The 12,657-nt window shown below is 72.0% G+C and carries 16 protein-coding genes; 9 read left to right on the top strand and 7 right to left on the bottom strand.

Going from position 1 to position 12,657, the window contains the following annotated elements; all coding sequences use genetic code 11:
• Positions 1–4 precede the first annotated feature (4 nt).
• A complete protein-coding gene (locus ACFY36_RS32860; RefSeq protein ID WP_499749801.1) occupies positions 5–409 on the top strand; it encodes an RpiB/LacA/LacB family sugar-phosphate isomerase in 405 nt (134 codons plus the stop codon).
• Here the strand turns inward: ACFY36_RS32860 and ACFY36_RS32855 are convergent.
• Positions 396–1,157: an alpha/beta fold hydrolase gene (locus tag ACFY36_RS32855; RefSeq protein WP_499749800.1), complete on the bottom strand. Its 762-nt coding sequence runs from the start codon at positions 1,155–1,157 to the stop codon at positions 396–398. The genes ACFY36_RS32860 and ACFY36_RS32855 overlap by 14 nt on opposite strands.
• 57 nt (positions 1,158–1,214) lie before the next feature.
• On the opposite strand from ACFY36_RS32855, the gene ACFY36_RS32850 reads away from it, so the two are divergent.
• The 4 genes from ACFY36_RS32850 to ACFY36_RS32835 are packed head-to-tail and all read left to right on the top strand — an operon-like array spanning position 1,215 to position 4,115.
• Positions 1,215–2,129, top strand: a complete 915-nt coding sequence (locus tag ACFY36_RS32850) for an acyl-CoA dehydrogenase (RefSeq protein ID WP_499749799.1) — start codon at positions 1,215–1,217, stop codon at positions 2,127–2,129.
• Positions 2,123–2,848: a PIG-L deacetylase family protein gene (locus ACFY36_RS32845; protein ID WP_499749798.1), complete on the top strand. Its 726-nt coding sequence runs from the start codon at positions 2,123–2,125 to the stop codon at positions 2,846–2,848. The genes ACFY36_RS32850 and ACFY36_RS32845 overlap by 7 nt, the downstream gene beginning before the upstream one ends.
• Entirely contained in the window at positions 2,845–3,450 is a 606-nt protein-coding gene (locus ACFY36_RS32840) for a class I SAM-dependent methyltransferase (RefSeq protein WP_499749797.1), read from the top strand. The genes ACFY36_RS32845 and ACFY36_RS32840 overlap by 4 nt, the downstream gene beginning before the upstream one ends.
• Complete coding sequence (locus tag ACFY36_RS32835) at positions 3,447–4,115, top strand: glycosyltransferase family 2 protein (RefSeq protein ID WP_499749796.1); 669 nt, start codon at positions 3,447–3,449, stop codon at positions 4,113–4,115. Before ACFY36_RS32840 ends, ACFY36_RS32835 begins: the two co-directional genes overlap by 4 nt.
• Here ACFY36_RS32835 and ACFY36_RS32830 read toward each other — a convergent pair.
• From ACFY36_RS32830 to ACFY36_RS32820, 3 genes are read right to left on the bottom strand one after another with little or no spacing between them, the layout of a single operon-like run.
• Complete coding sequence (locus tag ACFY36_RS32830) at positions 4,103–4,570, bottom strand: NUDIX domain-containing protein (RefSeq protein ID WP_499749795.1); 468 nt, start codon at positions 4,568–4,570, stop codon at positions 4,103–4,105. The two genes, ACFY36_RS32835 and ACFY36_RS32830, sit on opposite strands and share 13 nt — an antisense overlap.
• On the bottom strand, positions 4,563–5,423 hold the full coding sequence (locus ACFY36_RS32825; RefSeq protein ID WP_499749794.1) for a hypothetical protein: 861 nt from the start codon (positions 5,421–5,423) through the stop codon (positions 4,563–4,565). The genes ACFY36_RS32830 and ACFY36_RS32825 overlap by 8 nt, the downstream gene beginning before the upstream one ends.
• Positions 5,424–5,472: 49 nt before the next feature.
• On the bottom strand, positions 5,473–5,940 hold the full coding sequence (locus ACFY36_RS32820; RefSeq protein ID WP_499749865.1) for a YfbM family protein: 468 nt from the start codon (positions 5,938–5,940) through the stop codon (positions 5,473–5,475).
• A gap of 38 nt (positions 5,941–5,978) precedes the next feature.
• Between ACFY36_RS32820 and ACFY36_RS32815 the strand changes: the two genes are divergently transcribed.
• Positions 5,979–7,088, top strand: coding sequence for an SMP-30/gluconolactonase/LRE family protein (locus tag ACFY36_RS32815; protein WP_499749793.1), 1,110 nt, complete (start codon positions 5,979–5,981; stop codon positions 7,086–7,088).
• Positions 7,089–7,367: 279 nt separating this feature from the next.
• Here ACFY36_RS32815 and ACFY36_RS32810 read toward each other — a convergent pair whose 3' ends face one another.
• Both ACFY36_RS32810 and ACFY36_RS32805 read right to left on the bottom strand, forming a co-directional pair.
• Positions 7,368–7,943, bottom strand: a complete 576-nt coding sequence (locus ACFY36_RS32810; RefSeq protein WP_499749792.1) for a DinB family protein — start codon at positions 7,941–7,943, stop codon at positions 7,368–7,370.
• Positions 7,944–7,948: 5 nt separating this feature from the next.
• The gene (locus tag ACFY36_RS32805; protein ID WP_499749791.1) at positions 7,949–8,854 is read right to left on the bottom strand and encodes a DUF6282 family protein; all 906 of its coding nucleotides are present in this window, start codon (positions 8,852–8,854) and stop codon (positions 7,949–7,951) included.
• A 79-nt stretch (positions 8,855–8,933) separates the two neighbouring features.
• Between ACFY36_RS32805 and ACFY36_RS32800 the strand changes: the two genes are divergently transcribed.
• From ACFY36_RS32800 to ACFY36_RS32790, 3 genes are read left to right on the top strand one after another with little or no spacing between them, the layout of a single operon-like run.
• Positions 8,934–9,920, top strand: coding sequence for an ABC transporter substrate-binding protein (locus ACFY36_RS32800; RefSeq protein ID WP_499749790.1), 987 nt, complete (start codon positions 8,934–8,936; stop codon positions 9,918–9,920).
• Entirely contained in the window at positions 9,917–10,648 is a 732-nt protein-coding gene (locus ACFY36_RS32795; protein ID WP_499749789.1) for an ABC transporter permease, read from the top strand. The genes ACFY36_RS32800 and ACFY36_RS32795 overlap by 4 nt, the downstream gene beginning before the upstream one ends.
• Positions 10,645–11,370 (top strand): ABC transporter ATP-binding protein, encoded by a 726-nt coding sequence (locus ACFY36_RS32790; protein ID WP_499749788.1) that lies wholly within the window; start codon positions 10,645–10,647, stop codon positions 11,368–11,370. The genes ACFY36_RS32795 and ACFY36_RS32790 overlap by 4 nt, the downstream gene beginning before the upstream one ends.
• Here the strand turns inward: ACFY36_RS32790 and ACFY36_RS32785 are convergent.
• Positions 11,367–12,116 (bottom strand): hypothetical protein, encoded by a 750-nt coding sequence (locus ACFY36_RS32785; protein WP_499749787.1) that lies wholly within the window; start codon positions 12,114–12,116, stop codon positions 11,367–11,369. The two genes, ACFY36_RS32790 and ACFY36_RS32785, sit on opposite strands and share 4 nt — an antisense overlap.
• Between the last annotated feature and the right edge of the window lie 541 nt (positions 12,117–12,657).

Raw genomic sequence — 12,657 nt, 5'->3', positions numbered from 1 at the left:
CGGCATGCGGGTGGCCTTCGGCAGCGACGACGACAACGACACGACCCGGGCCGTGGTCCAGGCCCTGGCCGACGACGGCCACGAGGTGGTCCGGCCCTCGTTCGGGTCCTGGCCCGAGCTGGGCCGCGCGGTCGGTCTCGACGTCGTCGAGGGCCGGGCCGACTACGGCGTGGTGATGTGCTGGACCGGCACGGGCACAGCCATCGCCGCCAACAAGGTGCCCGGCGTGCGGGCCGCCCTGGCCTGGGATCCGTGGATCGCCCGCGGCGCCCGCCTCTGGAACGACGCCAACGTGCTGGCCATGAGCCTGAAACGCCTCGCTCCGGACGTGGCCGTCGAGGTGCTGCGGGCGTTCCTGGCCGAGCCGGCGCCCGACCCGGACGAGGCCGCGAACATCAGAGCGCTCTGAGCAGGGTCTCGATCCACGCGCCGGGCTGCTCCAGATGGACGTCGTGCCCAGCGCCGGCGATGACGGCGTGAGCGGCCTCCGGCCGTACAGCAAGCATCTTTTCGATCTCCGCCTGCGAAATGATGCCCTTGTCGCCGGTCACGAGCAGGGTGGGCGCGGTGACCCGCTCCCATTCGGCCCACCGGGCCACGTCCGTCACCGGGTCGATGGCGCCTCGCATGATGTCCATGTCGAAGCGGGGCCGCCATCCGCCGTCGCGTTCCTCGAGGTCCTCGAGCCAGGCGCCGGCGATGGGGGAGTCGCCGAGGAACGCCGCCGCCGCTTCGCGTGACGGGAACGACGCCGGCCAGTCGCTCAGCTTCACGCGGTCGCCGCCGCCGACGCCCGCCTCCAGCATGACCAGCCGGCTCACCAGCCCGGGGTGCCAGGCCGCGGTCAGCATGGCCGTGTGCCCGCCCATCGACTGGCCCGCCAGCGTGACCGGGCCGCCGCCGGCCACCTCGCGGATCAGCGCCACCACATCGGCGACGTAGGCCTCGCGGGACAGGTCGCCGGGCCGGCGGGTGGAACGGCCGTGCCCGCGCTGGTCGAGCGCCACCGCCCGATGCCCCGCGGAGGCGAGGGCCTCGGCCGTCGGCAGCATCTCGCGGGCGCTTCCGGTCAGCCCGTGCAGCAGAACGGTGACCGGGCCGCCGATGTCGCCGCGGGTCAGATAGGAGAGCGAGACGCCGCCGGGAAGGGTGAGCACGGCGGAAGTCTCGCACGCCGATAGGTTGAGTTGGCCCGGCGCGGGTAATGCGCGCTCGTGATCAACGCCCCTGACCTGCCGCTACCCGGGCACGGTGCCACCGCCGAACGTTTTCGTCTCCTGGCCGCGCTCGGCCGCGAGGATCTGGTCCATGCCCGCCTCGGCGAGGGCCACGCCGACGCCGTCGCCATCCGCGTCGAGCTCGGCGACCTCGACAAACCCGCGACCCCGCCGGGGGAGAGGTGGGGCGTCTGGGCGGCGGCGCCTTCGTCCGTACGGGCTGAGCACACCACCGAGGGCTGGCGCCTGACCGGCGAGCGCCCCTGGTGTTCCGGCGCCGCCTGGTGCACCGACGCGCTGGTGACGGCGGCCGCCGCCGACGGGATCCGGCTGTTCGCCGTGCGCAACGAGCCCCCGCACGCGCGGCCGGTCGACGGCACCTGGCCCGCGATCGGCATGGCCGGCAGCGACAGCCGTACGATCCGCTTCGACGCCGCCCCCGCCCGCCCGGTGGGAGAGGCCGGCCAATATGTGGACCGGCCGGGCTTCTGGCACGGCGGCATCGGCGTGGCCGCCTGCTGGTACGGCGGAGCCCTGGGCGTGGCCGACCGGCTCCTCGCCGCCGCCGACCCCGGCCCGCACGGCCTCGCGCACCTCGGCGCCGTGGACGTGGCGCTGGGCGCGGCCCGGGCGGTCCTGGCCGAGGCCGCCGCCGAGATCGACGCCGACCCCACCCGCGAGGTGCGGCGCCTGGCCCTGAGGGTGCGCGCGACCGTCGAGGCGGCCGCCACCCAGGTCCTCGAGCACGTGGGCCGCGCGCTCGGCGCGGGCCCGCTGTGCCGCGACGAACAGCACGCCCGCCGCGTCGCCGACCTGACCGTCTATCTGCGCCAGAGCCACGCCGAGAAGGACCTGGAGCAGCTCGGCGCCGCGGTCCTCGCCCAGCCGCGCGGGGCCGGCGAGCCATGGTGACCGCGATCGACGGCGCGGGCACGGCCGAGGCGACCTGGCAGGCGTGGCCGGCGATGGCGGACTGGCCGGTGCTGGCGCTGGAAGCCGGGCCGCTGGCGCCGGTGGTGGTGGCGCCGCATCCGGACGACGAGATCCTCGGCGTGGCCGGGCTCATGGCCACGCTGGGCGACGTGTGCCTGGTGGCCGTCACCGACGGGGAGGCGTCCCATCCGGGCTCGACCGTGCACACGCCGCAGCGGCTGGCCGGGATCCGGCGGGAGGAGACCGCGGAGGCGATGGCCCGCCTCGGGCTCGGCGGGTCCACTGTGGTCCGGCTCGGGCAGCCCGACGGCGGCATCGGCGAGGCGGCGCTCACCGACGCGCTCACCCCGCTGCTCGGCGAGGGCCAATGGTGCCTGGCGACCTGGCGGGGCGACGGCCATCCCGACCACGAGGCCGTCGGCCGGGCCGCCGCCGAGGCGTGCGCGCGGACCGGCGCCCGGCTGCTCGAATATCCGATCTGGGCCTGGCACTGGGCCACGCCGGGTGATCCCCGTGTGCCGTGGGAGCGGGCTCGCCGGGTACCCCTGAAATCCGATGTCCTGGCGGCCAAACGGGCCGCCGTCGAGGCCTTCCCCAGCCAGATCCACCCGCTCGGCCCGGAACCGGCCGACGCGGCCATCCTGCCCCCGCATGTTCTCGCGCGGTTCGCGCGCCCGTTCGAGGTGGTGCTGGCATGACGACCCCGATCAACTACTTCGAGCAGATGTACGCCGGCAACGCCGACCCGTGGAGCTTCGAGTCACGTTGGTACGACGCCCGCAAGCACGCGCTCACGGCGGCGGTGCCACCGGCCCGGCGCTACCGGTCGGCCTTCGAGCCCGGCTGCTCGACCGGGCGGCTCACCGCGCTGCTGGCCCCGCGATGCGACCGGCTGCTGGCCGTCGACGCGGTCGGCGACGCCGTCCGGACGGCCGCCGAACGCCTGGCCGGGGTGCCCGGGGTGACCGTGGAGCGCGCGAGCGTCCCGGACGACTGGCCGGCCGGGCCGTTCGACCTCGTCGTGCTCTCCGAGCTCGGCTACTACTTCGACGACGCCGACCTGGACACGCTGCTCACCCGGGCCGTGGACTCGCTGGAGCCCGGCGGCGACCTCGTCGCCGTGCACTGGCGCTGGCCGGTCGAGGAACACGCCCGTTCCGGCGACGACGTGCACCGGGCCATCGCCGCCCGGCCCGGCCTGACCCGGCTGTCGCGGCTGGAGGAGGCCGACTTCCTGCTGGAGGTCTTCACCCGCGCCGCGGAGCCCCGGTCGGTCGCCCAGCGCGAGGGACTCGCGTGAACCGCGTCGCGGTGATCGTTCCGGCGCACGACGAGGAGGCATTGCTGCCGGGATGCCTGCACGCCCTGCGCGCGTGCCCCTCGCCGGTCCCGGTCGAGATCATCGTGGTGGCCGACGCATGCGGCGACGACACGGCGGCCCGGGCCGGGGCGGCCGGCGCCCATGTGGTCACCACCAGCGTGCGGAACGTGGGGCGGGCGCGGGCGGCCGGGGCGGCGTACGCCATGAGAGCCGGAACCGACGGTCTGTGGCTGGCCACGACGGACGCCGACAGCCGGGTGCCGCCGGGCTGGCTGGAGTGGCAGCTGGCCCACGCCCGCGCCGGGGCCGACCTGGTCATGGGCACGGTGCGGGTCGACGACTGGCTCCGCTGGCCGGCCGCGCTGCGGGCCGTCTACGAGGCCGGATACCGGCGTGCGGCGCAACCCCATGTGCATGGGGCCAATCTCGGGTTCTCCGCGACGGCGTACGTCTCGGCCGGTGGTTTTCCGCCCCTGCCCTTCGACGAGGACCGGGAGCTGATCAGCCGGTTCCACGCGGCCGGCGCCCGCGTGGTGACCGACGACGGCTGCCCGGTCAGCACCAGCGCCCGCCCGTCGGCCCGCGCCCCGCACGGTTTCTCGGCCCACCTGGCCGGCCTGGCCGCCGGGCTTCAGACGACGTAGCCGTCCTCGAGGTAGACGGCGGTGCCGGCCGCGCGGGCCCGGACCGCGGCCACGATGCGCCGGGCCAGCAGGCCCGACAGGCGCTGCTCGGCCTCCCGTTCGGTCGACCACGCCCAGCCCCGCAACTCGTCGGCGGGCACGCGGATGAGGGCGGTCTGCTCGTCGCTGAGAGTGCCGCCGTCGAAGACGAGCATCACCCCTTCGGTGCGGCCCTCGCGCGGCGGCACCCAATCGGTGACCAGTAGCCGGCCCGGCTTCAAGGAGAGGCCCAGTTCCTCCTGAAGCTCGCGGCTCACAGCCGCGTGCGGCGACTCGTCCGCCTCGACGACGCCGCCCGGGATCTCCCAGTACGGCTTGTACGTCGGCTCGACCAGCAGCATCCGCCCGCCCGCGTCGGTGAGCAGCGCGGCCGCGCCCATGCGCTTGCGCGGCAGCGTGGCGGTGTGGTCAGCCATGGCGGTGGTGGCGCTTGACGAAGGTGTAGCCCGGCGCCAGCTCGCCGGCGCCGATCTGGGCGTTCTCCACGGCCTGCTCGTGGGCGCTCAGCTGCTTCTCCGACGGGTGGGCGCCGGGCGGAAGGCGGCGCACGAAACCGCGTACCCAATGGTCCCGGCGATCGGCGCCGTCACCGTCCTCGCCGTCCTCGTCGTAGAACTCCACGGGCTCGACCAGAGGGGCGTAGAAGAGCATGTCGGCCGTTTTCTGGCCGTCGGCCGGCGGGTAGGACGGATAGCCGGAGGAGTCGACGCTGCCCTCGACCCGCGTCAGGAATCCTTCCCGGATCAGCTGGTCGACGGCGTTGCGCAGCAGAAAGGCGGCCTTGGCGCCCCGGCCCAGCCTGACCTGCTCCTCGGGCAGCACGGCGCTGCCGTCCTCGAAGACCCGGCCCTGACGCCGTACGGCGTTGAGCACCTGACCGCGGTTCGACTTGCCCGGATCGAACTCGCGGGTGACGACCTTCGGGTCGTACTCGTGGAAGTAGTCGACCCCGTCGACCCGCACAGGCTCGTCGAGAGGCGTGGTCCGGACGACGACCGCGTCCTTGGCGGCATGCCAGGTCACGGTGACGAGCACCCCCGGCCGCACATCGGGCGGCCAGGAGATGCCGGTGAACTCCCACTCGACGTCCTGCCGGAGCGTCGAGGCGAACTCGGCCCGGACGGCCGTGACACCGAGCTGGCGGTGCTCCATGATCACGGTGACGGTCTCCCGGTCCTGAAGCTCACGGACGCACTCCTCGGGCGCCGCGCAGACACCCTCGTCGATGTCCCCTCGCCACAGCGCGAACCGCCGCGTCGCCGTCCTCATCCTGAGCCCTCCCAACACACCGGCCGGGTTGAAGATACCCGGGCACCGTTCAGGTGATGGCGATCAGGACGGCCTGGTTCTCGGCGGCGGCGGCGAGGTAGAAGTCGCGCAGCGTGGTGAAGTTGGGCTCGAGGTAGGTGTCGAAGTCGGTGGGGTCCCAGGCGTCCGGGTAGATCTCGGCCCGGGAGAGGGCCGAGGGGTCCCAGCGGGCGCGCAGGGCGCCGGTGGTGACGGCGGTGAGGGCCTCGGCGACCAGGCGGACCTCGGCGGGGCGCAGGAGGCGGGGTGGGCCGTAGCCGTTGTCGTCGCCGACGACGGCGCCGCCGAGGAGGGCGGAGCCGGCGCCTTCGGTGATGTCCCAGGTGGTGCCGGTGAGCAGGTAGTGCAGGCCGTGCCAGGACTTGTCGAGGTCGATCTGGCCGGGCCCGTCACCGTACAGCAGGGCGTCGACGGCCTCGGGGTCGTCGAGGACCGCTTCGACTTGGTCGCTCGGCAGGCGGCGGCCGACGAATATCATTCCCACGCGGGAGAAGGTACAGGTAGCGGGGGAGCACGGTGAGGCTGCTTACGGAGTACGGCTCGGCGATCGAGGGCGGCCGAATGCTGCGCCTGTCCGGAGCGGTAGCGGTGGCGGCGGTGCTCGTGGCGGCGACGGGCGGGCCGGCATATGCGGCGGCCGCGCCCGAGCGGGTGTGCCGGGTGGGGGACAGCCGGCTCAACGAGATCTCGGGGATGGCGGCCACCGGGAACGGCTATGTGGTCGTCAACGACGGGGCCGATGATCCGGCCGGGCGGCGGATCTTCTTCCTGGACGGGCGCTGCAAGGTGGTGCGGACGGTCGCCTATCCGTCGCGGCCCCGGGACACCGAGGATCTCGCGCTGGGTGCGGACGGCACGGTGTGGGTGGCTGACATCGGGGACAATTCGGCCAGTCGGGAGACGGTTGCTTTGTGGCGGCTGAGGCCGGGCGGTCGTACGCCGGAGCTTCTCCGCCTGCGATATCCGGACGGGGCGCACGACGCGGAGGCGTTGCTGCTCAGCCCGGACGGCACGCCGGTGATCGTGACCAAGACGCCGCTGGCGGCGGGGGTGTACGTGCCGGCGGGGCCGCTGAAGAAGACGACGGCGCTGAAGCCGGCGGGCAACGTACGGCTGCCGGTGACCACGACGAGCAATCCGTTCTCGCTGGCCGGGCGCTTGGTGATCACGGGAGGAGCGGTGAGCGCGGACGGGACGAGGGCGGTGCTGAGGACGTACGCCGACGCTTTCGAATTCGACGTGCGCGACGGGGACGTGGTCGCGGCGATCACTGGTGGCGAGCCGCGGACGACAGCCCTGCCCGACGAGCCGCAGGGTGAGTCGATCGCCTACAGCCGAGACGGAAGCGCCCTGCTGACGATCTCCGAGGGCGTCAAACCGGAGATTCTCCGCTATCCACTGGTAAATCCGGCGAAAGCGCCGGAGGCGGCTACGTCCGCGCCACCCCCGGCGACACGGACGACGAATCCCGCCCCGGCTTCGGCGGGGGCTCAAAGGGCGGCGGGGGACACGGCGTCAGAGCCCGCCGGCCGTATCCCCGTGGGCATCGTGATCACCGGAGTGGTTCTGGTCGTCGCCGCGATCGGGGTCATTTTCGCCCGGCATAAAAGCCGCAAAAGCGGCTGAGAAGGTCTAGCGCTGTGGACGGCGCGGGCGCGGGGTCGGCGTGGGCCTAAGGAGTGTTTGATAGGTCATCGGAGCCACTCGCCGATGGCGGCGACATCAACGGTGGCGGGGTAGCGCACAGCCAACTTGTCGTTGTGAGTGGCCACGGCGCGGTGTTGTCCGAGCCGGTTGATGCCGGCCAGAACGGCCGCGACTCGTCCCAGGTGATGATCTGCTCGGCGTCGGTTCGCAACCTCGTGAGGACATCGGCCCAGACACCCTCACGCTGCCAAACACTGCCTAGCCGCGGAAGGTCTGTGCCGCCTTCTCCACGCGGTCGTGGTAGCCGGGCCACCAGTCGCGGCCGGCCGGCGGGAGGTTGGAGTTGCTCGCGCGGACGCCGGCCGCGCCGTCGACGAGCTCGCGGACGATGTCGGCGTGGCCGGCGTGACGGTGGGTCTCGGCCGTCACATGGACCAGGATCTGGTGGAGGGTCACCGGTTCGTCGCCCCACCATGCAACCTTGCCGGGGCCGTCGGCGGGCAGGGCGGCGATGGTCTCGTCGCCGTGCGCCCACACGCGGCGGTAGAGGGCGATGATCTCGTCGCGCGGCTCCGACGGGGTCGCCCACATGTCGGCGTTCCACTCGGCGTCCTCGTCCATCCACGGCATCGGCTCGGGGAACGGGCGGCCGAAGGTCTCCCCGAAATAGCCGGCCTCGACGCCGGCCATGTGCTTGACCAGGCCGAGCAGGTTGGTCCCGGTGGGCACCAGGGGGCGCCTGGCGTCGTACTCGGAAACGCCCTCGAGCTTCCACAGCAGCGCCTCGCGGGCCTGCTGGAGATAGCGGTGCAGGGTCGCGACGTGTTGATCCATGGTGGTCACAATGCCAGGCGCCGCGAATTCGTGACGGCCATGGTCCGGATCTCGGCCGGGGTGAAGCCGGCCTCGAGCAGGCGGTCGGCGAACAGGGCCAGGCCGTCCTCGACCGGCGGGTTGAAGGGCTGGCCGAGGTCGCTCGACAGCACCGAGTGCTCGACGCCGGCCGCCCGGATGTTCGCGAAAAGATCGTCCCAGGAGACCTTTCCGGTGTACGGGGTGGTGAAACACCGTTCGAGAAGGGCACCCATGCCGGCCAGCTCCCGCTGAACCCCGGCCGGCAACCGCTGGGAGGTGAACTCCGGGTGGGTGACGACAATGCGCCGTACGCCTTCGGACCGCGCCGCCGCGACCACAGCGACGATCTCGTCGGCCGCGAGGTGTCCGGTGGCCAGGACCATGTCGTGCCGGGCGATCACCCGCAGCACCTGGCGCACCGGGTCGAGCACGGCGCCGTCCGGCGACACCACCTCGACGACGTCGGGGACGATGCCGTGCGCGTGCAGGTCGGCCTGGAGCGCGCCCCACATCGCCGGCTTGGCCCCGGGCAGGTCGCCGGCCGTGCTGGTGCGCTGGTTGCGGGAGTCCACGGTGGGCATCCACACGATCCGCGCGCCGAGGCGCCCGGCGATCTCGACGGCGGCCGGGTTCATGCCGCCCATCGAGCCGTTGAGGGTGATCGCGCCGAGGGCGTCGACGCCGGGGACGGCGGCGCGGACGACCGAAGCGCGCTCGGCGGTCGTCACATAGTGCGATTTGAGGACGAAGCCCGCCAGGCCCACCTCCGCGCAGCGCCGGGCCAGGGTGAGGTCGTCGATGCGGCGCTCCATGACGTCCGGGGCGACGTGCACGTGGGTGTCGTAGGCCCCGGCGACGAGGTCCCGGGCGGCATCTGACGGATCGGACATAAAGCCCCCATAGATATCGTCGACAATCCCGTCTACGATCGCACTTCGATAGATCCAGATCTATAGCGGGGTGCGCGAGATGATCAGACGGATCGCGATGGTGGCACTGGCCGCCGTATTGGTCACCGCCGCCGGATGCGGCGACTCCAGCGGCGGCGAGGCGAAGGACCAGGTCACCTACGTGACCGCGTTCGGGGCGGTCGGCCGGGACGCGTTCGTCTGGGTGGCGAAGGAGAAGGGCTGGTTCGCCGACGCCGGTATCGACGTCCAGATCCAGAAGGGCGCCGGCAACGTCCAGAACCTCACAATGATCAAATCCGGTCAGGCGCAGTTCGGCGCGCTCGACTTCACGGGCGCCGAGATCCAGGCTGGGCTCGGCAAGTTCACCGACTGGCGGGCCGTGGCGGCGGTGCACCAGCAGACCCTTGTCTCGATCATGACGACCGCCGACACCGGGATCACCAAGCCCGCCGACCTGTCCGGCCGCACGATCGCCACGGCCACCGGCAGCGTCAGTGAGCTGCTCTTTCCGGCGTACGCCAAGCTCGCCGGTCTTGATCCTGAGTCTGTCAAGATCCAGGGCGCGCAGACGACCGCGCTGAACAGCCTCATGGCCCAGCGCAAGGTCGACGCGCTCAGCACGTTCCTGCTCAGCCGGAAGGCGCTCGAGACGGCGTCGAAGAAGCCGGTGACCGTGCTGCCGTACAGCGAATATCTGACCGATCTGTTCGGCAACGCTGTGATTGTCAAGGCCGACCTGATCGGCAGCGACCGTGACCTGGTGCAACGCTTCGTCGGCGCGGCCATGAAGGGCCTGCGGTACACGATCGACAATCCCGCCGAGGCGGCCGGCATCCTGCACAAGGCCGAGCCCACGGCCACGACGGCGGCCGCGATCGGCGAGATCGAGGCCATGAAGCCGTACGTCACGGCGGCCGGCGGCGCCGCGCTGGGCTCGTTCGACCCGAAACGCGTCGAAGCCGGCATCGCCGAACTGACCAAAAACGGTCTCATGCCGGCCGGCCTGACCGCCGACAAGGTCGTCGACGCGAGCTTCGTCAAGTGAAGGGTGTGCTCGGCGCCGCCATCGCGATCGCGCTGTGGTGGGGCGCGACGATCGTGTTCGGCATCGACCCGTTCTACGTGCCGTCGCCGGGCGACGTCGTCGAGACATTCTGGAGCACGCCGGGATACCTGCTCGGCGAGACCTGGGTGACCGCGGGCCGCGTGCTCGTCGGGTTCGGGATCGCTGTGGCGGGCGGGCTCGCCGTGGCGGTGGCGCTGGCGGCGTCGCGCACGGTCGAGCAGATGACCATGCCCGTGCTGGCCGCCGTCAACGCCGTGCCCAAGGTGGCCCTGGCGCCCCTGCTGCTGGTCTGGATGGGTTTCGGGAACACGCCCAAGATCGTGATGGTGGTGCTGGTCAGCTTCTTCCCGATCGTGGTGGCGACCATGTCGGGACTGAGCTCGACCCCGGCCGAGCTGCGGAAACTGGCCCGCGTGCTGCGGTCGTCGTGGTGGCAGACGTTCGTGAAGGTGCGGCTGCCGTGGGCGCTGCCGCAGATCTTCGTGGGCCTCAAGGTGGCCACCCCGCTCGCGATCATCGGGGCGGTGATCGGCGAGGTGGTCAGCCCCGACCGCGGCCTCGGCTCGGTCATCACCGGCTCGGGCGCGTCGGCCGACACGCCGATGGCCTTCGCCGCGCTGGTGCTGCTGGCACTGGCCGGGGTGGTGCTGTTCTACCTGGTGGCGGCGGTGGAACGGGTCGTGATCCCGTGGAGCGCGGCCGTATGATCACCGTGGACGGGATCGCCCGCTCCTTCGACAAAATCGAGGCCCTGGCCGACGTCACCCTCACCGTCTCGGACGGCGAATTCGTCACGCTCATCGGGCGCTCCGGCTGCGGCAAGTCGACACTGCTGAACATGATCGCCGGCCTGCTCCCGCCGTCACGAGGCACGATCACCATCGACGGCACGGCGGTGGATGCACCGCGGCGCGACGTGGCCATGGTCTTTCAGCAGCCGGCGCTGCTGCCCTGGCGGTCGGTCGAAGCCAATGTCCTGTTGCCGGCCGAGATATTCGGGTGGAAAGCCTCGGCCGAGGCGGCGCGACTGCTCGAGATGACCGGGCTGACGGAATTCCGTTCACGGTTGCCGCACGAGTTGTCGGGCGGCATGCAGCAGAGGGTGGCCCTGTGCCGCGCGCTCATCCAGAAGCCGAAGGTGCTGCTGATGGACGAGCCGTTCTCGGCGCTGGACGCGCTGACCAGGGAGGAGCTGGCGGTCGAGCTCCAGCGCATCCACCTCGACCTGGGCACGACGATCGTGTTCGTGACCCATTCGATCCAGGAGGCGGTGCTGCTCGCCGACCGGGTGGCCGTGCTCAGCGACCGCCCCGGCCGCATCCGCGAGATCGTGAAAATCGACATTCCACGGCCGCGGAGCTTCGGCTACAACGCCCACCTGGAAGCGGTCGCCTCGGCCTCGGCACGGCTGCACGAACTGCTCCACTAGGCACGGGTCCACGTCCAGTTCCGCACGTGCACCTCATGCGCGGGAGCGGTGGTGGCATTGGCGCCCGGATAAACGGAGATGGCTTCGGCTTGCAGGCGAGCGGCCACGGTCGTACCCCAGCCGGTCTTGGGTGTGGCCGAATAGGGCGCCGGCAAATTCTTGCCGTCGAGCACGAGCTGGACGGTCTTCCGCGCGGGCTGGACCAGATAGTTGACGGTGTGCCAGGCGGTGTCGGGCTTCTTGACGCCGGCCTTGACCCAGGCGTCCCCCGTCCACACGGAAAGCTGTCCGAAAGTGGCCAGCCAGGGGTTGAGCTCCCACTGGAACGCGGTGCCGTGATCGAGATGGCCGTCCCAGACGAAGAGGCCGCCCTCGACGGTCTGGGCGGTGCCGTTGACCGCCGGCACGGGCAGGCGAAAGGCATAACCCCCGCGGTGGGTCACCCTGAGCAGTCCGCTTCCGGTCACCCTTTTGTACGCGATGACGTGCGCCATGATCCCCCGCCGCTGGACGTTGGCCCGCAGCCGGGAGTAGCCACCGAGATGCTCGACGGCGATGTCCTTGGCGGTGACGGCGGCCTGCCCCTTGGCGGCGAAGAGCCCGTCGCCGAGCTCCCCCGTCCAGCCCCGTAGGTCCTTGGCCGTCGCCGCGGCGCCCTGGGCCGGCGCGGCAAGCCCGGCGGTGGCCGCCGCACCCACGCCGAGCAGCCCGAGGAATCCCCGGCGGGAGGTTCTGTGGTCTCGCACGCCCGAAGAATCGGCAGCAGTGCGCGATTCAGCACCGAACTGGTTCTTTCGACGAGGCCCCATCGTCCGAAATGCCGATTTAGCCGATCATCGAGGCGCGGAGACTTGCCCGATGCGCCGCACACCGCGCCACTCCGACCGAGAGTGGCCGGGCCAGCCCAGGCCCCGGCTGTGGGACCGCCTGACCCCCTGGCAGAGAGCCGGCGTCATAGTGGCCCTCCTCCTACTCTTGTCGGCGGGGTGTATGGCCGCTTTGGGCGATTAGCACCACCCCGCACAACCGCCACACCAGTCAGCCACCCGCACCCGCGACGACGCCTCCGCTGTGCACCTTCCGCCCGCACCTTCTCCCGCGCAGCTGCCGCGCCTTTCCGCCGCACCTTGTCCCGCGTCCCGACGGCGTCGCCCTCGCGCCTTTCCGCCGCACCTTGTCCCGCGCCCTCGACGGCGTCGCCCTCGCGCCGCACCTCCGCCCGCAACCGTCCCGCGCCATACCTCGCTCGCACTTCGCCAGCGCCGCTCCTGCCCGCGCCGCCCCCCA

The sequence above is a fragment of the Actinoplanes sp. NPDC000266 genome (genome assembly GCF_042899005.1).
Taxonomy (GTDB): Bacteria; Actinomycetota; Actinomycetes; order Mycobacteriales; family Micromonosporaceae; genus Actinoplanes.
Note: the sequence above shows the minus strand (reverse complement) of the source record. Positions and strands in the feature narration are given on the sequence as shown.